Below are 21,596 nucleotides of genomic sequence, written 5' to 3'. Positions count from 1 at the left end.
TCGTACTGAAATTCGGTCATTCCGGTTCCTCGAAAATATAGTGAATGATAAATTATTTTCAACCTGATTTTGGTTTTTTCAAAGGCTTATGCGCATGTTTCTGAGCTACGGTAGCTGTGTTAGTCAGTGGGATATCGATAAAGTTTGCTAGTGTCACCCGGATGCATGAGAAAATCCGGAAATCGGGATGACAAGCCGGAATGCGCTAGCCGGTCCGGCATTTAGCGCATTGATGAGCACAATGTGATGAATATTGGTTTTATTGGTCTTGGCATCATGGGCAAGCCTATGGCCGGGCATCTTATCAATGGCGGGCACGCGTTGTTTCTGTATTCGCGTAGCGGCGTGCCGCAAGAATTGCTCGAGCAACGGGGCGAGGCTTGTTTTTCACCCCGAGAAGTGGCGCAAAATGCTGAAATCATTATTACCATGCTGCCCGACACCCCGGATGTGGAGAGCGTATTATTCGGTGGGAATGGCTTGGCACAGGGATTGACGCCAGGCAAGATCGTGGTGGACATGAGTTCCATTTCTCCCATTGAGACCCGGGTATTTGCCGCCAGGATCAACCAGCTCGGTTGTGATTATGTGGATGCCCCCGTGTCGGGGGGTGATATAGGCGCGAAGAATGCCACCCTTACCATTATGGCGGGGGCCACGGAAACGGTATTTGAGAAAGTGAAGCCTGTCCTTGAGTTAATGGGCAAAAGCGTTACCTTGATCGGGGATAATGGCGCCGGTCAGACTTGCAAGATTGCCAATCAGATCATCGTTGCGCTCACTATCGAGGCCGTGGGTGAGGCGTTGTTGTTTGCATCCAGGGCCGGCGTCGACCCTGCCAGGGTGCGTCAAGCCCTGATGGGCGGATTCGCCGCGTCGCGCGTCCTGGAGGTGCATGGCGGACGCATGATCGAGCGCGCATTCAATCCGGGATTTCGCATTGAACTGCATCAAAAGGATTTGAATATCGCGCTTTCCGGCGCGCGCGCGATGGGCGTGAGTTTACCTAATACTGCCGCTACCCAGGAGCTGTTCAATGCCTGTGTCGCTTACGATGGCGCAAAATTGGATAGTTCAGCTTTGGTGCAGGCTTTGGAAAGATTGGCGAATCATGAGATTCAATCAAAATCCAATAAACCGGATTCGGCGAATGGGAATCGGACTGTTGAGCTATGAAACCTCTTGAACTTGTTACCCGGCTGCGCGCATTTCTTCCGCAGCACGCGGTGCTCCATGAGAGTGAAGATCTGCGGCCGTATGAGTGCGACGGTCTATCGGCATACCGGCAAACGCCCATGATTGTGGTGTTGCCGGAAACTGAAGAGGAAGTGGCCGAAGTTCTGCAGATCTGTCACGTATCGAAAACCCCGGTTGTGGCACGTGGCGCGGGCACTGGTCTGTCCGGCGGCGCGCTGCCCCATGCGGAAGGCGTTCTTCTGTCGCTTGCCAAATTGAAGCGCATACTGGAAATCGATCCGGCCGCACGTATCGCCCGGGTGCAACCGGGGGTGCGCAACCTTGCCATCAGCGAAGCGGCGGCACCCCATGGCCTGTACTACGCACCTGACCCCTCGTCGCAGATAGCCTGCTCCATTGGCGGCAACGTGGCGGAAAATTCCGGGGGCGTGCACTGTCTGAAGTATGGGCTCACGGTGCACAATATCCTCAAATTGCGGGTGATGACCATTGAGGGTGATGTTCTCGAAGTGGGTGGAGAGGGCTTGGATTCCCCGGGCTACGACCTGCTGGCGCTCATGACCGGCAGTGAAGGCATGCTGGGTATCGTTACCGAAGTCACTGTAAAACTCCTGCCCAGACCGGAAAAAGCGCAAGTCGTCATGGCGGCATTTGACGACATACGGAAGGCGGGCAATGCGGTAGCGAATGTGATTGGTGCCGGCATTATTCCGGCCGGCATGGAGATAATGGATAAAATCGCCACGCACGCAGTGGAGGGGTATATCCACGCAGGATACAATCTTGAGGCGGAGGCGATCCTGTTATGCGAATCCGACGGTTCGATGGAGGAAGTGGCGGAGGAAATCCGGCGTATTGGCGAGATCATGAACAGGAGTGGCGCAACCGAAATCAGAGCTTCTCGCGACGAAGCTGAACGGCTCAAGTTCTGGGCTGGTCGTAAAGCGGCCTTTCCGGCCGCAGGTCGTATTTCACCTGATTACTACTGCATGGACGGGACTATTCCGCGCAGCAAGCTTGCGCAGGTGTTGAGTGGAATTGAAACCCTTTCCGCCGGATACGGTCTGCGTTGCATGAATGTCTTTCACGCGGGCGATGGCAATCTGCATCCGCTGATTCTTTACGATGCCAATCGGCCCGGCGAACTGGAGCTGACCGAGGAATTTGGCGCAAAAATACTCCAGATGTGCATCCAGGCCGGGGGAAGCATTACGGGCGAGCACGGCGTCGGTATCGAAAAAATCAATCAGATGTGCTCACAATTCAAGGCCGGGGAGCTTGAAACATTTCATGCGGTAAAAGCGGCATTCGATCCTGACGCACTTTTGAATCCCGGAAAAGCCGTACCGACCCTGCGCCGTTGCGCCGAACATGGCGCCATGCACGTGCATCGGGGTGAAGACAAATTTCCTGAATTGCCAAGATTTTGAGAAACGGGTTAATCTGCATCCCGGGACTGCCTCTCGAACGTAAGGGAAATCGGTTGCAACAGCCGAGGCCAAAAGCATCGGGCGGCCCCTGTTTCACCGCTTATTCGGCTAATCGATCAATTATTGGCCTTCAAAATCGTACAATCTATCCTCACCCAGTCACTTTTGTGCTTTGATTCTTAAAATCCGACGGGCCGTAAGTGATTCAATGTAAATATGCAATCTATCATCGATCAATTTACCGGCCTTATCCGCGCTGCCGCCGCGGATAAGGCAACGCTGCGTATACGCAGCGGGGGCAGCAAGGATTTCTACGGTAATCGCGTTATGGGACGGAATGAACGTGTTCTTGACGCGAGCGCTTATGCGGGAATCGTGGATTATGAGCCGACCGAACTGGTGTTGACTGCCCGCGCCGGCACTCGTTTGGCCGATCTCGAAACCGAGCTGTGCAAGCATGGTCAAATGATGGCGTTCGAGCCGCCGCATTTTTTACCTGCCGCTACGCTGGGCGGTTGTGTCGCGACTGGCCTGTCGGGTCCACGCCGGGCAGCCGCCGGAGCGGTGCGCGACTTTGTGCTGGGAGTACGCATGCTTGACGGCAGAGGAGATGATCTGCGTTTTGGCGGACAGGTCATGAAAAATGTCGCGGGCTATGATATCTCGCGTTTGATGACGGGATCGATGGGGACGCTGGGCTTGTTGCTGGAAGTTTCGTTCAAGGTGCTGCCGCTACCGCCAATGGAAATCACGCTACGGATGGCCATGACGGAAGCTGAGGCCATAGACAGGATGAATCGTTGGGCAGGCAAGCCGCTGCCGGTTTCCGCGACCTGTTTTTACGATGGCGAACTTGCTGTGAGACTCTCTGGCGCCGAACCTGCAGTGCGTGCAGCGCATGCGAAACTGGGAGGCGATGAAATCGTTGACGGAGCGGCTTTCTGGGAATCGATACGCGAACAGTCACATTCTTTTTTTCAATCCGGAAAATCCTTCTGGCGCCTATCCATAAAATCGACGGCTCCGCCACTGCCGCTACCGGGGAAGCAGTTGATGGAGTGGGGCGGCGCACTGCGCTGGTGGGCAGGTGAGTCAGGGTTCGACGGCGTTGTTGTGCGCAAGATCGCGAAAGCCGCGGGCGGACACGCTACACTATTTCGCAGCCACGAATCATGCGCTGACGTATTTCATCCTCTTGAACCTGCGATGATGGTTATACACCGGCGTTTAAAGGAGAAATTCGATCCCATGGGGATATTCAATCCTGGCCGCATGTATCCTCAATATTGATATCTCAAGTCCGGGTTATAACAACCTTATCATCACGTTGGAGATCAAGTGGCTCTAAGAAAGTCTTTCTGCACTGCTGCATTAAATAAAAAAATGAGCGATCAACTGCCGGATTTAGGATAGTGCAAACCAAGCTTGCCGATTTCATCAAGGATTCTCCCGAAGGGCAGGAAGCCGACGCGATATTGCGGACTTGTGTGCATTGCGGCTTCTGTCTTGCCACCTGCCCGACCTATCAGCTGCTGGGCGATGAGCTGGATAGCCCGCGCGGCCGCATCTACCTGATGAAACAGATGTTGGAAGGTGAGCCGGTTACGCAAAAAACCCAGCTGCATCTTGACCGTTGCCTCACTTGCCGCGCGTGCGAGACAGTTTGCCCATCCGGCGTGCGCTATGGGCGGCTGGTGGATATTGGTCGTGGCATCGTTGAAAAGAAGGTGGGGCGCGGTGCGGCGGCGGGTGCCATGCGGTACGCACTGCGCCAGACCTTGCCTAACTCCAAGGTGTTTGCGTCGCTATTGAAACTGGGGCGAGGCATTCGTCCATTGCTTCCGGGCAGCCTGAAAGATTCAATACCGCCGGAAGCTAAAGAGAGGCCGCTTGCAGGAACATGGCCCCCCGTTCGTCATGCACGCAAGATGCTGGTACTCGAAGGCTGCGTGCAGCCGGCACTGGCCCCCAATATCAATGCGGCTACCGCGCGGGTACTGGACAACCTGGGTATATCCCTGATCAAAGCGGAAAACGCGGGTTGCTGTGGCGCGGTTTCGTACCATCTCAATGCCCAGCAGGAGGGGTTGGATTACATGCGCCGCAATGTGGACGCCTGGTGGCCATATGTGGGGAACGAAAGGAGAATTAATGTCGGGCCGGAAAAGGGAGGAGTGGAAGCAATCGTCATGACTGCCAGCGGTTGCGGCGTGACGGTGAAAGAATATGGCCACTTGTTGCGTCATGATCCGGCCTATGCGGAAAAGGCGGCACGTATATCGGAGTTGTGTAAAGATATCAGCGAAATACTCGAAGCCGAGACCCGGACATTGGAAGCTTTCATCAACAACTTGCCGGCCGGCACAGAAAAATCAAAGCCTGCCTTTCATTCTCCCTGTACGTTGCAACACGGCATGCAGATTCGCGGTGTAATCGAAAGGATTCTGATTGCCGCGGGTTTCGAATTGACCATTGTGCCGGATGCCCATCTTTGCTGCGGATCGGCCGGGACCTACTCCATTCTGCAACCGGAGCTATCGCAACAGCTCTTGAAAAATAAGGTGACTGCATTGGAATCAGGCAGTCCCACATGTGTGGCTACCGCCAACATAGGTTGCCTTATGCATATCCAAAGCGGGACAACATTACCAGTCAGTCACTGGATCGAGTTGCTGGACCAGAGACTCGCTGAAGGCGCGCGTGCCTGAATTTGCCAGTGGGCGATGGTATTCGTACAAACATCCCTGCTACTATCTCGTAAATTCGGGCCGGATAGGATTTCGTCGTAGTTTGCTTTTTCCCTCTGCGCTAACTCTATATAATCAGACCTAGTGCCCCTTGTTTCTGTTTCCTCAATACTATTCATGAGCTTTGTCAACAAGCCAATGGCAAAAAAGCCGGGGTCCAATCCCCTGCCGTCGAGGATCGTCAGGCTATTGCGCGAATCCTGCGGACTCGCCCTGCTGGGTGTGGTGCTTTATCTGGTGCTGATATTCTATGGTTATGATCGTGCCGACCCTGGCTGGTCGCATAGTGGTGACCGCTCCCCCCTTAACCCTGGAGGAACTGCTGGCGCGTGGCTCGCGGATTTGCTGCTGTATCTGTTTGGCGCTTCCGCTTGGTGGTGGGTGCTGTTTTTCCTTTATCTGGTGGCATGGAGCTATCATCGTATTGATGCCGTGGGGATATTTGATCGCCGTCCATTATTTGTTTCAGCCGCTGGTTTCGCGGTGTTGCTGGCCGCCAGCAGCGGATTTGAAGCGCTGCGGTTTTATACACTCAAAATAATGCTGCCACAGGCTCCGGGAGGCGTGCTGGGTCAGCTAATCAACCAGAATCTGTCGCAAATGCTGGGTTTCACGGGTGCGACTCTGGCGTTGCTGATATTGATGGCGATCGGATTCAGCTTGTTTACCGGCCTGTCGTGGGTGCGCTTCGCTGAGAGACTGGGGGCATTGATTGAGGGTACCTGGTTGTTTACCCGGCGCAGCTGGGAGGATTGGCAAGACCGGCGCGCAGGCGTTGTTTCGGCAATCAAGCGCGATGAATTGGTGGAGGTCGGCAAGAAGCGCTTCCACGAAAACCCGCCTTTGCATATTGAGCCCCCGGCCACCATCATTCTCAAGTCGTCACGTGTCATCAAAGAGAAACAGACGCCTCTGTTTGTCGATTTGCCCGATTCTCCCTTGCCGCCGCTGCATCTGCTGGATGAGCCGCCCAAGGATGTGGAAATGCTGTCGACAGACACGCTTGAATTTACGTCCCGCCTGATTGAACGCAAGCTGATCGATTTTGGCGTCGAGGTCAAAGTGGTGGCGGCTTATCCCGGCCCGGTCATTACCCGCTACGAGATCGAGCCGGCAATAGGCGTGAAGGGCAATCAGATCCTCAATCTGGTGAAAGATCTGGCACGTTCCCTGTCTGTGGTGAGTATACGCGTGGTCGAAACCATCCCCGGCAAGACCAGCATGGGTCTGGAAATCCCCAATCCCAAACGGCAGGTGGTCCGCCTGTCGGAAATCCTCAGTTCGCAGGCATATTCCGACATGGGGTCACCCCTGACTATCGCGTTAGGCAAGGATATTGGCGGACATCCGGTGGTGGCCGATCTGGGCAGAATGCCGCACGTACTGGTAGCTGGAACGACAGGATCGGGTAAATCGGTGGCGATCAATGCCATGATCCTGAGTCTCATCTACAAGGCGACGCCCGAGCAGGTGCGCCTGATTCTGGTGGATCCGAAAATGCTTGAGCTGTCCGTATACGAAGGCATTCCCCATCTGCTGGCGCCTGTGGTGACCGATATGCGGCAGGCGGCGAGTGCGTTGCGCTGGTGCGTGGCCGAGATGGAGCGCCGTTACAAGCTGATGTCGTCGCTGGGCGTGCGTAATCTCGGCGGTTACAATCAAAAAATCCGCGATGCCATCAAGAACGATAAGCCGCTTGTCAATCCGTTCAGCCTGACGCCGGATGCGCCTGAGCCACTGGAGGAAATGCCGCTGATTGTGGTGGTCATAGACGAGTTGGCAGACTTGATGATGGTGGTGGGCAAGAAAGTCGAGGAATTAATCGCAAGACTTGCGCAAAAAGCCCGTGCCGCAGGCGTGCATTTGCTGCTCGCCACGCAACGCCCCTCGGTGGACGTGATCACTGGGTTGATCAAGGCCAATATTCCGACGCGGGTAGCATTTCAGGTATCGAGTAAGGTGGACTCACGCACCATACTCGATCAGATGGGGGCGGAAGCGCTGCTGGGGCAGGGGGATATGCTTTATTTGCCACCTGGCAGCGGCTATCCACAGCGGGTACATGGTGCTTTTGTCGCCGATCAGGAGGTGCATCGTGTGGTGGAATATCTCAAGGAACATGGCGAGCCGCGCTATGTGGATGGAGTGCTTAACTCAATCGAAGAAGAAAGTGGCGGCAATACAGGCGAAAGTAATGGCGTGGCCGGACAGGAAAGCGGTGAAGCTGATCCACTTTACGACGAAGCCGTCGCGATGGTGCTCAAGTCGCGTCGCGCCTCGATCTCGCTGGTGCAACGACACTTGCGTATCGGTTATAACCGGGCTGCGCGGTTAATTGAGGAGATGGAGCGCGCCGGGCTTGTTTCGGCCATGCAAACCAACGGTAACCGGGAAGTGCTCGTTCCTGCGACGCGGAGTGATTAGAATTATTCCAATTGCCGCCATGCAGGATTTTGAGCGTCGCGGATGAATTGCTATGCAACTTCGTTGCTTGCTGCTTGTGACCGATCCAGTCTTTTTTGGCGCTGACTGTGCCACAAATGATACCGCCCCGCTCCCCCATCTTGCAGGAGCAGGGCGGCCAGCCCTACCAGGGTCTCTCAGGATCAGCCGTTACGGTACGATCCGGTTGTTGAGGATGACTTTGCTCTGTCCGTTCCAGACGACGTCGGTCAGGTTGGAGTAGCGGGTGATGATCTGTGCCGCAATGCCCCCGGCAAACAGCCCCGACCAGCCCAGTATCACAAAGCCCCAATGCAGCGGTGCGCTAAACAGTTCTTCCATGAACCAGAAGGCATGGCCCCATTCGTTCAAGCCTACGTTCGGCAGGATCATGAGCGGTCCGGCAATGGCCATGACCAGCGGGAACGAGGTGCCCCGGGCGTACAGCGGCAGACGGGTCATGGCATACAGGTAGCTGGCCACGCCACAGACGATGTACATCGGGAAGGAGCCATAAAACACGACTACATGGCTCGGGGTGAAGCTGGTGTCGCGGATGATGACCTGGTGCCAGGAGGCATCCTGCTCGGTGAAGAAGCTGCCACCCCAGTACACGCCAAACAGGTAGACGCCCAGCCACATCATCCAGTAAAAGTAACGCTTGATTTCCAGCTTGGGGTCCAGGTTGTCCAGGTTGGTGTCGCGTGTCTTCCAGATCCATCCCCACGTGACCAGCGCAAAAATCGGCATCACGATCATGTGCACCCGCCACAACCCCATCCATACCTTCTCGAATTCCGGCTCCATCGAGTCCATGCCGTGCGAGTAGGCAAACGTCCGCTGAAACCAGATCCAGAATATCGCTACTCCAAGCATCGTGATCAGCCCGAATTTGTACCACCTTGAGTCGTACCACAGCGACATGTCGTAGTCGCGTCCGCTCGACCCGGCATGGCTGCCTGATGTTCCCAGTGTTGTTGCCATTTTGATTACCTCCTTGTTACCAATAATTGAAAATTCTATCAACTTTTAGCAGCGAAATAAATCCGCAAGCGTAGTTTAGACTTTGATACTTTCATGTAGTTCCCACAAATACATTGTGGTTTTTCCTGTAATCTTTTAATCAGGCATAAAACAATAGTATCTGTATAAGACACTCGAATTGGACGGATGATCTTCAGGCGAACCGGTGCTCCTGTGATGACATCGGGTCAAGGCGTTTTATCCGCCCTGATAACGGCAGAAGCCGGTAAAATCGCAGTAGCAATCTCGATAAAGTCGGGATTACGTGCCATGATGGGCGCATTGAATGCACGCGCAGAGTAAATTGTGGCTTCTTTCGGAGACTCTTATCGATGCGTGTCGCTTGCTCAATACTATCGAGAAACATATGAATTTTCTAGAACGATCCTATTTCTTGCTGCTGCTTTCCTTGTTTACTTCCATTGCGGAGGCAGGGGCGCTTAGCAGTCTCAAGACTTTTGTCCAGGATACGCGTACCGTTCGCGCGACGTTTGTGCAGACGGTCCTGGACAAAAATATGCGCGTGGTGCAAAGAGGCGGCGGCACCATGCAATTCGAGCGTCCTGGTAAATTCCGGTGGGTATACGAAAAACCTTATGAGCAATTGATAGTCGGGGATGGCGCCCGGATATGGTTTTACGATCGCGATCTTGATCAGGTGACGGTACGCAAGCTGGATCTCGCTATCGGTACCAGTCCCGCCGCGTTGCTCGCGGGCAGCAGCAATATCGAGGCCGATTTTGATTTGACTGAAATCGGATCACAGGGGGATACGGAATGGCTCGAAGCAAAACCCAGAACCAAGGAGGGGACTTTTGAATGGGTGCGTCTGGGATTCACCCCTGCGGGCGGATTGAAAGCAATGGAGTTGCACGATAATTTTGGTCAGACGACGGTGCTTACGTTTTCCCGGATGGAACAAAACCCCAGGCTCTCGTCAGAGTTGTTCAAGTTTACTCCCCCTGAAGGGGTGGACGTAATCAGTGATTGATTTGTTCGAAAAGCGGGAGCCTGCAGCTCCGCTCGCGGAACGATTGCGTCCTCAAGAACTGGGAGACGTTGTGGGGCAGTCGCACCTGCTTGGCGCGGGCAGGCCATTGCGGCTCGCGTTTGAATCCGGCAAGCCTCATTCAATGATATTGTGGGGACCGCCTGGTACCGGCAAAACTACGTTGGCGCGGCTTATGGCGCAGGCATTTGACGCCGAGTTCATTGCGCTGTCGGCGGTATTGTCGGGCGTCAAGGATATCCGTGATGCGATAGAACGAGCGCAATCCATATTGCAACAATCGGGCCGCCACACCATTCTGTTCGTGGACGAGGTGCATCGCTTCAACAAGTCGCAGCAAGATGCGTTTCTGCCGTATGTCGAGCAGGGCCTGGTGACATTCGTCGGTGCTACCACCGAGAATCCTTCGTTTGAAGTCAACAATGCACTATTGTCGCGCGCGCAGGTTTACGTGCTTGCCGCTTTGTCTGAAGACGATCTCTCAATCCTGTTTGAACGAGCGATCAATATGGCATTGCAGGGATTAAGATTTACCGAGGACGCCAGACGTTTATTGATCGGATATGCGGATGGCGATGCGCGGCGCTTGCTCAATTTGCTGGAACAAATAAAAACCGCGGCAGCCATCGCCGGAGTTACTGAAATAGCAGCGGATTATGTCGGTAGCACGCTCTCCCGCGGAACGCGCCGCTTTGATAAAGGCGGTGATGAATTTTACGATCAGATCTCAGCGCTGCATAAATCGCTCCGCGGTTCCAGCCCCGATGCCGCACTGTACTGGATGTGCCGCATGATAGACGGTGGGGCCGATCCGCTTTACATTGGACGCCGGTTGATTCGCGCGGCGGTGGAGGACATAGGCCTGGCTGATCCGCGCGCATTGCGGATTGCGCTCGATGCCATCGAGACTTACGAACGGCTGGGAAGTCCGGAGGGAGAGCTCGCCCTAGCGCAAGCAACGCTATATCTTGCTTGCGCGCCGAAGAGCAATGCCGCCTACCTTGCGTATAATAAAGCCCGGTCTTTCATAGGCAGCAACCCGTCACATCGTGTCCCCGAGCATTTACGGAATGCGCCCACCAGGTTGATGAAGGAGCTAGGCTATGGACATGAGTATCGCTACGCTCATGACGATCCGGAAGCTTACGCCGCCGGGGAAAATTATTTTCCGGAAGGTATGCCGGCGGTTAGGTTTTACGAACCGACTGTACGTGGGTTGGAGGGTAAAATTTCGGAAAAGCTGGTGCATTTGCGTGAGCTGGACAAGCAGGCGAAGAAAATACCGTAGACAGCTGCACCTTATCAGGACCCGGCACAAGGCACGTTTTTTGGAGTTTGCATGTTAGATATTCAGGTATTACGCACTGATCTGGAAAACGTTGTTAGCCTTCTCGCCAAACGCGGACATACTTTTCCAGCTGCGGAATTCAACTCGCTGGAAGCAGAACGAAAAACGCTGCAGACCCGCACCCAGGAACTGCAAGCGCGGCGTAATGCCGTCTCCAGGCAGATTGGCAATGCCAAAGGCAGAGGTGAAAATGTTACCGCTATCCTGGCGGAGGTGGATAATCTTGCCGATGAACTGAAGCAGGCTGAAGCTCAGCTTGAACAAATCCAAACCGCCCTGCAGCACATATTGCTGCAAATTCCCAACCTGCCGCATACCAGCGTGCCCGAGGGCACGAGTGAAGCCGATAATCGGGAAGTGCGCCGCTGGGGAACGCCGCGCACGTTCGAGTTTGCGGTGAGAGACCATGTGAGCATCGGCGAGAGCATGGATTTCCTTGATTTCCCTGCTGCTGTAAAACTAAGCGGCGCGCGCTTCAGCCTGATGACAGGCGGACTTGCGTTGCTTCATCGCGCACTTGCGCAGTTTATGCTGAACACGCACACAAGAGAGCATGGCTATACCGAGGCGTATGTGCCCTATCTGGTCAATTCGGAGAGTCTGCGCGGCACGGGGCAGTTACCTAAGTTCAAGGAGGATTTGTTCGAGATCCCCAGACAAAGATTCATATCGACGGAGCGTCTTTCCAGGAATCAGAGTTATCAGAGGGGGTCACCAGGCGATCCATTGTTTACGCCTGAGAACGATAACTTATATTTGATCCCTACTGCCGAAGTTCCGCTAACTAACATTGTACGTGATCGGATCATCGCTCTCGAATCACTTCCCATCAAGTTTACAGCGCATACACCATGTTTCCGTTCCGAAGCGGGCAGCTATGGCAAGGATACGCGCGGGTTGATTCGGCAGCACCAGTTCGACAAGGTGGAGCTCGTGCAAATCGTGCATCCCCGGCAATCCTACGAAGCGCTGGAGGAGCTTACCGGGCATGCCGAAAAGATTCTTCAAAAACTGGAACTGCCTTATCGCGTAATGGTGCTATGTACCGCCGACATGGGCTTCTCAGCAGCCAAGACTTACGATATCGAAGTATGGTTGCCCGCGCAAAGCGCCTATCGCGAAATTTCATCATGCAGTAACTGCGAGGCATTTCAGGCCCGGCGCATGCAGGCGCGCTTCCGCAATGAAAAAGGCAAGCCGGAATTATTGCATACCCTCAATGGCTCAGGGCTGGCGGTAGGTCGAACGTTGGTGGCGATTCTTGAAAACTTTCAAAATGCTGATGGGAGCCTGTCGATTCCCAAGGTCCTGCAGCCTTACATGGGCGGCCTTGACCGGCTCGGGCCCAAGCCGGGAAACTAATCAAACATCAATTCATCATTTAAGGAGGGATTTACCATGCAGAAGAAAACCGGAAGCCGGGCCGCTCATGACGCAACCGCCGACATAGCGGCGCTCGAGGCCGAGGTTCGTGGCGCTATTGCACAGGGGGATAATGTTCAGCAGGCGGTTCGAGACCTGACAGTCAAAGCGCTCAGCACGCAAAACCGCGATATTGAATCCCTGAGGCGTATCATGACAGCGGTAATGCAAGGTGTGCGAGAAGGCGCGCAGCAAGAACTGCAACATAAGTCAGCCCACGCGCAAACAGCGTTGACGCCCGTTCGCGATGCGGTTGCCGGACTGGATGCCGCGCTGGCACAGTTCGCCGAAGCGTCGAAGCTGGCTTTAGAGGAAGCGACAGGCCGCGCGCAAAAATTTTCCGGTGAGGAACTCACCCGTGTGCGGAACGAGCTTGAAAGCGTGGAGAATCTTTTTCTTGAAATCGTACAGGCGTCGGCTGCCACCGCCCAGAAAGTTGTGTCGGAAACCTTACACGATTTGGTCGCGCATGCGAAGCGCAACGGGACTTCGGTTGGTTCACAATTAAAGGAGACGCTTGCGGCATTCAATCATGAGATAACTTCCGCTGGTCAGACCCGGCTTGAGGCCGGCCTGCAATTGACTCACGCCATCACCGATCTCATGCGCCAAGTGGCTGCCGGTTTACTTACAGGCATTGCAGAGCGGGTTAAGCCGGGCGATAACGACAGGAAGCCGGGCTAGCCGGTTTCCTGTCAGATGCTGCATCCGTTTTCGTCACAAACAGTATTTCCGCTGCCTGTCCCCGCTGCCGCGGGCGTGGCCGCGGATTCATCGATTTCAACCTCCTCGGAGAGTAATGCGCCAATCGAGAATCCTACCGAAAGATCGCTCACATGCCCAAACTTATGCAGGCGGATACGCCCGGATTTGTCGATCAGGATAAGGGTGGGCGTTCCCTGCATCTGGTATGCGCGCATTGTAAGGGGCACACCTTGCGGCTCCCCATCGTATTTATCGATTCCGATGGGAAAGCGCAATCGATATTCGTACACGAATACCTCAAGTGCGTCACGGCCCATTACAGCATGATGCTCAAAGACGGTATGCAGTCCGATCACTGCAACCCGGTCAGGATCAAACTCCTGGGATATTCTCTGGGCTTGCGGAATACCGACTTGTACGCAACCTGGGCAGAAAATTTGAAAGGTATGCAGAACGACCACCTTGCCACGCAATGCAGCAAGCGTAAGCGGCCGTGGGGTGTTGAGCCATGCTGAGGTCTGTAGCTCTGGTGCTGCGCTTGCATTAATGATACTCGCGGTTTCTGCCATTTTTATACCCCCAATAGGTTCCGATAAAAGTTGAGGAAACCGGATAATTATTGCACGAGCCGAAAGTTTTCGCTCATTCATTGGCCCCTGGCGGGGTCGATATAGACATTATGAAATTCCGGGAAGGCTGGTGTGCCGTCATTCATGTCTTTTGGAGTAACCGGGAACCAACAAAACCCCACTCCCTATAGTCGGTTGGGCGTAGAAGCTCCCCGGCGTTGTTGAATCGAGCGTACTCTTTGCCATTATGGTTGCGATCCAATGCGGTGAGGGGCGTGATGTGCGTATTTAGCCGGACAGCATCACGATCCAGGAGACCGTCTGACAGTGTTTTTGTTCTTTTCAAGAATCGGCAGGCCAATATTTAATGCCTCCTAACTCATTAAATAGTAGAACTAAATCATATGGTCCGTATTTAAACACGGCAATAATAGGCGGAGTGCAGCAGCTTCGTCAAGAGAATGATTTCTTCATAAGCGGCAAGCACCGGGGTCGGGATGGATGAGCGAGTTTTTATCCATGTGGGCGATTGTCGGCACCCGGCGAGATCATGCCACCGAAATAACCAGTTTGCCATAACCTCGTCAACAATAGGGATTTGACAATAGAATAACTCGATTGGTGCGAGAGGCACTCTCAGCGGGTACGTTGATATGCGTTGCCGCATGAGCGCAGCATGATTGGAGAAATATGCGGAAAACGATTGCTTCAGCTTCTGCCTTGGAATATTAAGGTAGGACGTGAAGAAAAATGGATGCTCGCGAGAGGATAAACTTATCCTCCCAGATGGGAATCGCCACAATTCAAATAGGGTAAAATTACCTTGTTTTAAAGAGGGAAAAATACTGCTTTTTAGAATAGGGGCATTATTAATTTTGGTTAGCAAGAAGCGTTTCTTTCTTGTACGCCCAATTTTCGTGTGGTAGAATTTTGTTCTGATTTATTTGTGACACCCAGCATAAAAAAACAGCGCTGGACACATGGAGATTGCTGTTAATGCAGAACGAATTAGTTCTGATTGCTTAAGAAATGAAAGACAATAATTTCTTGAAAAACCGTAACTTGACTGAATAAGGAAGATTAAATAGTTCGGCGAGAAAATACTTTTCGGTTAAAAAATAGTCGAAGAGCATAGTCATGGCATCGAAATTACGGTTGCATTTCCGGGTGGAGTTTGTCGCTCTTTTTTTCAATCCCGAATTCGCATCAAACAAGAAAATTTCATTGCCTGGATTTAATTAAGAAACAGGCTTCCGAATTTTTTTAGTTGAAACTTTGAACTTATAGACTTGCCTCTTATTCTTAGTGTTTTGCGGCCGCTATAAGGCCGTAGAATAACATAATTACTGACATTCGCAATAGGGTTATTTTGGCGAAATAGAGGTTGAGAAGATATTTTTTGTGTGCGTGAGAATATCTCATGGGTATCAGTCTAAGTAGGGATAATCTGGATACCATCTCACGAGGCCGGGCCTAACATCGGGTTTTTGTAATTATTATTGGGTCGTACTGTCATCAGTAATCAAGTGGGGGGAAATATGAGTAGTAAAGTAACAGCAGCGCTGGCAGGAGTTCTGACGCTCGCCATGTATTCCGGACTGGCAATGGCGGCGGCGGATCCTTATCAGTTGAACTTGCCCGAGCCGCAGACGATCATCGCCCGGCAGATATATGATCAGCATACGCTGGCCTTATGGATATGCCTGGCGATCTTTATCGGCGTTTTTGGCACCATGTTTTATTCGGTGCTCAAGCACCGCAAGGATGCGGGTTACAAAGCTGCGAATTTCCATCACAGCACCACGGTCGAGATCATCTGGACCATCATCCCGTTCTTCATCCTGGTTGGCATGGCCTATCCGGCCACCAAGACCATCATCGCCATGAAAGACACCTCCAGTCCGGATATCACCATCAAGACGACCGGCTACCAGTGGAAATGGGGGTACGACTATATTACGGGCGAAGGGGAGGGCATCAGCTTCCTGAGTGCATTGTCCACTCCCCGGGCGCAGCAGGAGAACAAGGAAACCAAGGGCGAGAACTACCTGCTGGAAGTGGATAATCCCCTGGTGGTGCCGACAGGCAAGAAGATACGGATACTGCTTACGGCCAACGACGTGATCCATGCCTGGTGGGTTCCGGCCCTGGGGGTCAAGCAGGATGCCATTCCCGGTTTCATACGCGACACCTGGTTCACGGCGGACAAGCCCGGCACCTATCGCGGCCAGTGCGCCGAACTCTGCGGCAAGGAACACGGCTTCATGCCGATAGTGGTGGAAGCGCTGGAGCCGGAGAAATACGCACAGTGGGTGGCTGAAAAGAAGAAGAAATCCGCCGTGGCGGCGGTTGACGTCAACAAGACCTTCACGCTGGACGAGCTGAAAGCCGAAGGCGAGAAAGTCTATGCCGGCAACTGTGTTGCCTGTCACCAGGCTAATGGCAAGGGCGTTCCGGGGACGTTTGCCGCGCTGGATGGATCGAAGATTGCCACGGGTCCCAAGGGCGAGCATATCAACATAGTAATGAACGGAAAGACCGGCACGGCAATGGCGGCTTTCAAGCATCTGTCGGATGTACAAATCGCGGCGGTGGTCACCTACGAGCGCAATGCCTGGGGCAATACCACAGGCGACGTAGTGCAGCCATCCGAAATCAACGAACTCAGAAAATAGCATCGAGGAGGAAACCATGGCAGCAGTACACGATCACGACATTGCACACGCGCACGACCATCACCCCACCGGGATGATGCGTTGGCTGACCACCACCAACCACAAAGATATCGGCACGATGTATCTCTGGTTCAGCTTCATCATGTTCCTCACCGGGGGCGTGATGGCGCTGACTATCCGGGCCGAACTGTTCCAACCGGGCTTGCAGATCATCCAGCCGGAATTCTTTAATCAGTTGACCACCATGCATGGCCTGGTGATGGTGTTCGGTGCCATCATGCCGGCGTTTGTGGGCTTTGCCAACTGGCAGATACCGATGATGATCGGTGCGCCGGACATGGCTTTCGCCCGCATGAACAACTGGAGCTTCTGGCTGCTGCCTCCGGCGGCATTGTTGCTGATTGCTTCATTTTTTGTGCCAGGCGGGGCGCCCGCGGGCGGCTGGACAATTTATCCGCCGTTGTCGGTGCAAATGGGCATGGGCATGGATATGGGGATCTTTGCCCTCCATATCATGGGTGCTTCTTCCATCATGGGATCGATCAATATCATCACCACCATTCTCAACATGCGTGCGCCGGGCATGACGCTGATGAAGATGCCGCTGTTCGTTTGGACCTGGCTGATCACAGCGTACCTGCTGGTCATGGTAATGCCGGTGCTGGCGGGAGCCGTTACCATGCTGCTGACTGACCGCAATTTCGGCACCAACTTCTTTAATGCGGCGGGCGGCGGCGATCCGGTGTTATTCCAGCATGTGTTCTGGTTCTTCGGGCACCCGGAAGTCTACATCATGATCTTGCCGGCATTTGGCATTGTCTCGGAAATCATCCCGACATTTGCGCGCAAACCATTGTTCGGCTATTCCTCGATGGTTTACGCAACCGCCTCCATCGCCATCCTGTCCTGCATCGTCTGGGCGCATCACATGTTCACCGCCGGCATGCCGGTCACCGGGCAGCTGTTCTTCATGTACGCGACCATGTTGATCGCCATCCCGACCGGCGTGAAGGTATTCAATTGGACCGCCACCATGTGGCGTGGCGCCATGACCTTCGAGACACCCATGCTGTTTGCGATCGGTTTCATTTTCCTGTTTACGATTGGCGGTTTCAGCGGCGTGGTTTGCGCAATCGTGCCGATAGATATTCAGGTACAGGATACCTACTATGTCATCGCACACTTCCACTATGTGCTGGTATCGGGTGCGTTGTTCGCGATATTTGGCGGAGCGTACTACTGGCTGCCAAAGTGGACTGGCCATATGTACGATGAGAAGCTGGGCAAATTGCATTTCTGGATGTCAATGGTCTTTTTCAATGTCACCTTTTTTGTGCAGCACTTCCTGGGACTGGCGGGCATGCCGCGCCGTGTCCCCGACTATGCGCTGCAATTCGCCGATTTCAACATGATTTCCAGTATTGGCGCTTTCGGGTTTGGCTTGAGCCAGTTGATATTTCTCGTCGTGGTGCTGAAGTGCATCCGTGGCGGAGAGAAAGCTCCAGCGAAACCTTGGGAAGGTTCGACTACGCTGGAGTGGACACTGCCGTCACCGGCACCTTATCATAGCTTCGAGACCCCCCCGGTCGTCAGGTAATAAACGGCTACGATATGCCAGCAGAAAATGCACGAAGGAAGCGTGGAGCAATCAGAACGGCGCTAATTCTGCTGGCAATCGTAGTGGGTCTTTTTGTTACAGTCATTATAAAGAACTGGAAATGAACGTAATCCAATCCAATTCCATTGTCATGAAGAAGCTACTGATTTTTACAGTAGCCATGTTTGGTTTTGGTTTTGCGTTGGTGCCGTTTTATGAAAAGATTTGTGAAGTTACAGGTATCAATAATTTGCTGCAGGCGGATACGCTGGCAGAAAACACGCAAGTGGATACCACTCGTTGGGTGACGGTGCAGCTGGATGCCAATACACGCGGGCTGCCTTGGGAGTTCAAACCGCTGCAATCCACTGTGCGCATACATCCTGGTGAATTGGTGCAGGTAATGTATGAAGTAAGAAATAATTCAAATCGCGAAATAAACGGCCAGGCAATACCCAGTTACAGCCCCCAATTGCTAGCCAAGTACCTGAAGAAGCTTGAATGTTTTTGTTTCAGCAAGCAAGTATTAAAACCAAATGAGGTAAGGCAGATGCCGGTTCAATTCATGATTGAATCCGGTTTTCCGGCTGACTATGATACCGTGACCATTTCGTACACATTCTTTGAGCTTGGTGGCGACAAGGCGGCTGATACAGGCAGCCGTGTGAATAAAAGTTGAAAGACAACAGCGACAGGCCGGCCAAGGGAACCTTCATGCAAGCGATGAAGGCTGTATCATGGGCTTTTTTTGGCGTTCGGAAGCATACCGATCATGATCATGATGCGGCAACCCTGACAATGGGGCAGGTGATTATTGCCGGAATCATTGGTGCGGCGTTGTTTGTGGGGGGAGTGTTATTGCTGGTTAAGTTTGTAACAAGTTAGAAATTAATTAATTATACGCGGGAGATTCAACATGAGCCAAGAAGCAGGTCACGGTCATTATTACGTTCCGGCCCCATCGACCTATCCGATGACCGGGTCGATAGCGCTGTTATTCATGGGTTTCGGCGCGGCATTCTCAGTCAACAGGCTACCCATAGGTTATGGGCTGCTCACGATTGGCTTTGCCATTCTCTTCTACATGTGCTTTGTCTGGTTCCGCACGGTGGCGCGGGAGAGCGAGAGCGGCAAGTTCAGCGCGCAGGTAGGCCAGTCTTTCCGCTGGGGAATGACCTGGTTCATTTTTTCCGAAGTCATGTTTTTTGCCGCCTTCTTCGGGGCACTGTACTACATGCGGATCTATTCGGTTCCCTGGCTTGCCGATCTGGAGCACAAAGTGCTGTGGCCAGATTTTACGGGCGACTGGCCCACGGCCGGCCCCGGAATCCGCGAGAAGTTCATGCCCATGGGGCCGTGGGGTCTCCCTGCCATCAACACCCTGATACTGCTGACGTCGGGGGTGACGGTTACCTGGGCGCACTGGGCACTCAAGCTGAACAAGCGCGGACAGCTGAAGCTGGGTTTGTTTCTGACGTTTGCGCTGGGATTCCTGTTTGTCGGCCTGCAGGCGTATGAATATGGCCATGCCTACTCCGATCTCAACCTCAAGCTGACGACCGGCGCCTATGGTGCGTCGTTTTACATGCTGACCGGTTTTCACGGTTTCCATGTGACGCTGGGTTCCATCATGCTGCTGGTGATATGGTTTCGCGTCATGGCGGGCCACTTCACGCCCGAGAATCACTTTGGCTTTGAAGGGGTCGCCTGGTACTGGCACTTTGTGGATGTGGTCTGGCTGGGGCTGTTTATCTTCGTCTATTGGCTGGTATAGACGGTCCGCCCGGATTTGAGGAATCGGCGCTTTTGTAGCCGTCCTTAAGTCCGGCGAATCACTGAAGCGGGATGAAGCCTAGATAAGTGCCTATCATCAGCAAGGCAAAGAGAAACATTGACAAACCAATGCGAAAGGTCAGGGACCTGACGGTGCGCGTACCCTGTCCCTTGTCTTTGACCAGGTAATATAAAGCGGATGCCAAGCTGGCGAGTATGAAGAACAGAAATAGTACGACGACGATTTTCAAGGCCAATTCCGGTAGTTGTAGGGTTCAGGAACAAGTTTAGCCGAGTTCTGCACACTATCCAATGACTATTTCAGGCTGGAGATTTACGCCGCGATTATGGTCAACAGCGACTGCGGCGGTAGTGATAGTAATTATGTTGCAACTTGGTAACTGGCAGCTTTCCCGAGCTCGGGAAAAGGAATCGAGGCAGGAGCAACTTGATTTACGCTCCAGGCAGCCTGCAGTAGCGTTGCCGGCGGTGCCTGTCAAGCTCGAGGACTTGCAATACCGGCATGTCGAGGTTAGCGGCGTGTATGTACCGAAACATACGATTTATCTGGATAACAAGATAAATCAGGGAATGGCGGGCTACCATATCATCACTCCCCTAAAAATCGGTACAAGTTCGATGCATGTTTTGATAAACCGTGGTTGGGCGGCTGCGGACCGTGATCGCAGGAAATTGCCGCAGGCAGCCGTGCCCGATGGCACGGTGGTGGTTTCAGGGATTGCGACATCCGCAACACAGAAAACGCTCGAGCTTTCCGATGAACTGGTATCGGGCCAGGTATGGGAAAATCTCGATCTGGAGCGCTACCGCATCGCCACCGGGTTAACGTTGCAGCCCGTGATGATATTGCAGCAGGATGATGTAAAGGACGGTTTGGTGCGGCAATGGGTCCGGCCGGACTCTGGTGCCAGCAGGAACCTAGGTTATGCGTTCCAATGGTTTGCCATGGCGCTAGCGGTATTGATTATTTATGTGGTGTTAAGTGTCAAACGAGAGCACTCCAAAAGCAATTAGAACAAGCAGGCGTACGATGATCCTGTTGTTGGTATTGATGGGTGCGCCGATTATCGCGTCTTATACGCTTTATTTTTGGGAAGTGAGACCTGAGAGCGTAAATTATGGTGAATTGCTCGAAGTGAAGCCCTTGGCGGGGAATGGTTTGAATCAATCCAATAATACCATTTTTCGTATACGAGACCTACGCGGGAAATGGGCATTGATATCGGTGGATTCGGGGAAGTGCGACGAGTATTGCCGGAAAAAACTCTACTACATGCGTCAGGTCCGGTTGATACAAAATACGGAAAAGGACCGTGTAGAACGGGTATGGCTGATTGACGACCCGGAAGCACCCCCGCCTGAAATCGCGAGCGAATTCGAGGGCACATGGCGGATTAATGTGAAAGATAGCAACATACTCGCGCAGCTCCCCGCGACAGCCTCAAGGCATGATCACATATACCTTATCGATCCTATAGGAAACCTGATGATGCGTTTTCCCAAGAATCCAGATCCTGCGCTCATGGCAAAAGATATCAAACGGTTACTCAAGGTATCTCAATTGGAACATGCGATGGGAACGGATTCAAAGCATTAAGACGAACGAATATCCCGGGGACGCGGGTTTTCTCCCGGACG

19 protein-coding genes are annotated in these 21,596 nt (G+C 53.3%); 16 read left to right on the top strand and 3 right to left on the bottom strand.

Annotated elements, in window-relative coordinates:
- The first annotated feature begins 246 nt into the window (after positions 1 to 246).
- The 5 genes from EBAPG3_RS01895 to EBAPG3_RS01875 all read left to right on the top strand — a co-directional run bounded on the left by EBAPG3_RS01895 (position 247) and on the right by EBAPG3_RS01875 (position 7,798).
- A complete protein-coding gene (locus EBAPG3_RS01895; protein WP_051048934.1) occupies positions 247 to 1,176 on the top strand; it encodes a 2-hydroxy-3-oxopropionate reductase in 930 nt (309 codons plus the stop codon).
- Positions 1,173 to 2,627, top strand: coding sequence for an FAD-linked oxidase C-terminal domain-containing protein (locus EBAPG3_RS01890; protein ID WP_004175404.1), 1,455 nt, complete (start codon positions 1,173 to 1,175; stop codon positions 2,625 to 2,627). Before EBAPG3_RS01895 ends, EBAPG3_RS01890 begins: the two co-directional genes overlap by 4 nt.
- Before the next feature lie 216 nt (positions 2,628 to 2,843).
- On the top strand, positions 2,844 to 3,917 hold the full coding sequence (glcE, locus tag EBAPG3_RS01885) for a glycolate oxidase subunit GlcE (protein WP_004175406.1): 1,074 nt from the start codon (positions 2,844 to 2,846) through the stop codon (positions 3,915 to 3,917).
- Positions 3,918 to 4,039: 122 nt separating this feature from the next.
- Entirely contained in the window at positions 4,040 to 5,335 is a 1,296-nt protein-coding gene (gene glcF, locus EBAPG3_RS01880; protein WP_004175407.1) for a glycolate oxidase subunit GlcF, read from the top strand.
- Between the two features lie 156 nt (positions 5,336 to 5,491).
- The gene (locus tag EBAPG3_RS01875; protein ID WP_004175409.1) at positions 5,492 to 7,798 is read left to right on the top strand and encodes a DNA translocase FtsK; all 2,307 of its coding nucleotides are present in this window, start codon (positions 5,492 to 5,494) and stop codon (positions 7,796 to 7,798) included.
- Positions 7,799 to 7,987: 189 nt separating this feature from the next.
- Here the strand turns inward: EBAPG3_RS01875 and EBAPG3_RS01870 are convergent, their stop codons facing one another.
- Positions 7,988 to 8,800 carry a methane monooxygenase/ammonia monooxygenase subunit C gene (locus EBAPG3_RS01870; protein ID WP_085921897.1) on the bottom strand — a complete coding sequence of 271 codons (813 nt, stop codon included), beginning with the start codon at positions 8,798 to 8,800 and terminating at the stop codon, positions 7,988 to 7,990.
- Between the two features lie 406 nt (positions 8,801 to 9,206).
- On the opposite strand from EBAPG3_RS01870, the gene lolA reads away from it, so the two are divergent.
- Genes lolA through EBAPG3_RS01850 form a run of 4 tightly spaced genes read left to right on the top strand, consistent with a single transcriptional unit; the run spans position 9,207 to position 13,302 of the window.
- Entirely contained in the window at positions 9,207 to 9,830 is a 624-nt protein-coding gene (gene lolA, locus EBAPG3_RS01865) for an outer membrane lipoprotein periplasmic chaperone LolA (RefSeq protein WP_040851732.1), read from the top strand.
- Positions 9,823 to 11,136: a replication-associated recombination protein A gene (locus EBAPG3_RS01860; RefSeq protein WP_040851729.1), complete on the top strand. Its 1,314-nt coding sequence runs from the start codon at positions 9,823 to 9,825 to the stop codon at positions 11,134 to 11,136. Before lolA ends, EBAPG3_RS01860 begins: the two co-directional genes overlap by 8 nt.
- A gap of 51 nt (positions 11,137 to 11,187) precedes the next feature.
- The gene (serS, locus tag EBAPG3_RS01855; RefSeq protein ID WP_004176153.1) at positions 11,188 to 12,558 is read left to right on the top strand and encodes a serine--tRNA ligase; all 1,371 of its coding nucleotides are present in this window, start codon (positions 11,188 to 11,190) and stop codon (positions 12,556 to 12,558) included.
- 36 nt (positions 12,559 to 12,594) lie between these two features.
- Positions 12,595 to 13,302 carry a DUF6781 family protein gene (locus tag EBAPG3_RS01850; protein ID WP_004176154.1) on the top strand — a complete coding sequence of 236 codons (708 nt, stop codon included), beginning with the start codon at positions 12,595 to 12,597 and terminating at the stop codon, positions 13,300 to 13,302.
- An 11-nt stretch (positions 13,303 to 13,313) separates the two neighbouring features.
- Here the strand turns inward: EBAPG3_RS01850 and EBAPG3_RS01845 are convergent, their stop codons facing one another.
- A complete protein-coding gene (locus EBAPG3_RS01845; protein WP_004176155.1) occupies positions 13,314 to 13,892 on the bottom strand; it encodes a TlpA disulfide reductase family protein in 579 nt (192 codons plus the stop codon).
- 1,538 nt (positions 13,893 to 15,430) lie between these two features.
- Between EBAPG3_RS01845 and coxB the strand changes: the two genes are divergently transcribed.
- From coxB to EBAPG3_RS01810, 5 genes are all read left to right on the top strand, one after another.
- Entirely contained in the window at positions 15,431 to 16,567 is a 1,137-nt protein-coding gene (gene coxB / locus EBAPG3_RS01830; RefSeq protein WP_085921895.1) for a cytochrome c oxidase subunit II, read from the top strand.
- A 16-nt stretch (positions 16,568 to 16,583) separates the two neighbouring features.
- Positions 16,584 to 18,164: a cytochrome c oxidase subunit I gene (gene ctaD, locus EBAPG3_RS01825; protein WP_004177283.1), complete on the top strand. Its 1,581-nt coding sequence runs from the start codon at positions 16,584 to 16,586 to the stop codon at positions 18,162 to 18,164.
- 121 nt (positions 18,165 to 18,285) lie between these two features.
- Entirely contained in the window at positions 18,286 to 18,843 is a 558-nt protein-coding gene (locus EBAPG3_RS01820) for a cytochrome c oxidase assembly protein (RefSeq protein ID WP_004177285.1), read from the top strand.
- A 35-nt stretch (positions 18,844 to 18,878) separates the two neighbouring features.
- Positions 18,879 to 19,049, top strand: coding sequence for a DUF2970 domain-containing protein (locus tag EBAPG3_RS01815; protein WP_151898842.1), 171 nt, complete (start codon positions 18,879 to 18,881; stop codon positions 19,047 to 19,049).
- Positions 19,050 to 19,080: 31 nt separating this feature from the next.
- Positions 19,081 to 19,938: a cytochrome c oxidase subunit 3 gene (locus tag EBAPG3_RS01810; protein WP_085921894.1), complete on the top strand. Its 858-nt coding sequence runs from the start codon at positions 19,081 to 19,083 to the stop codon at positions 19,936 to 19,938.
- A gap of 58 nt (positions 19,939 to 19,996) precedes the next feature.
- Here the strand turns inward: EBAPG3_RS01810 and EBAPG3_RS01805 are convergent, their stop codons facing one another.
- Complete coding sequence (locus tag EBAPG3_RS01805; protein ID WP_004175060.1) at positions 19,997 to 20,188, bottom strand: twin transmembrane helix small protein; 192 nt, start codon at positions 20,186 to 20,188, stop codon at positions 19,997 to 19,999.
- A 61-nt stretch (positions 20,189 to 20,249) separates the two neighbouring features.
- On the opposite strand from EBAPG3_RS01805, the gene EBAPG3_RS01800 reads away from it, so the two are divergent.
- Both EBAPG3_RS01800 and EBAPG3_RS01795 read left to right on the top strand, forming a co-directional pair.
- Positions 20,250 to 20,972 carry an SURF1 family protein gene (locus EBAPG3_RS01800; RefSeq protein WP_040851345.1) on the top strand — a complete coding sequence of 241 codons (723 nt, stop codon included), beginning with the start codon at positions 20,250 to 20,252 and terminating at the stop codon, positions 20,970 to 20,972.
- A gap of 16 nt (positions 20,973 to 20,988) precedes the next feature.
- On the top strand, positions 20,989 to 21,555 hold the full coding sequence (locus EBAPG3_RS01795; RefSeq protein ID WP_004175064.1) for an SCO family protein: 567 nt from the start codon (positions 20,989 to 20,991) through the stop codon (positions 21,553 to 21,555).
- Positions 21,556 to 21,596 lie beyond the last annotated feature (41 nt).

This window comes from Nitrosospira lacus (genome assembly GCF_000355765.4).
Taxonomy (GTDB): domain Bacteria; phylum Pseudomonadota; class Gammaproteobacteria; order Burkholderiales; family Nitrosomonadaceae; genus Nitrosospira; species Nitrosospira lacus.
Note: the sequence above shows the minus strand (reverse complement) of the source record. Positions and strands in the feature narration are given on the sequence as shown.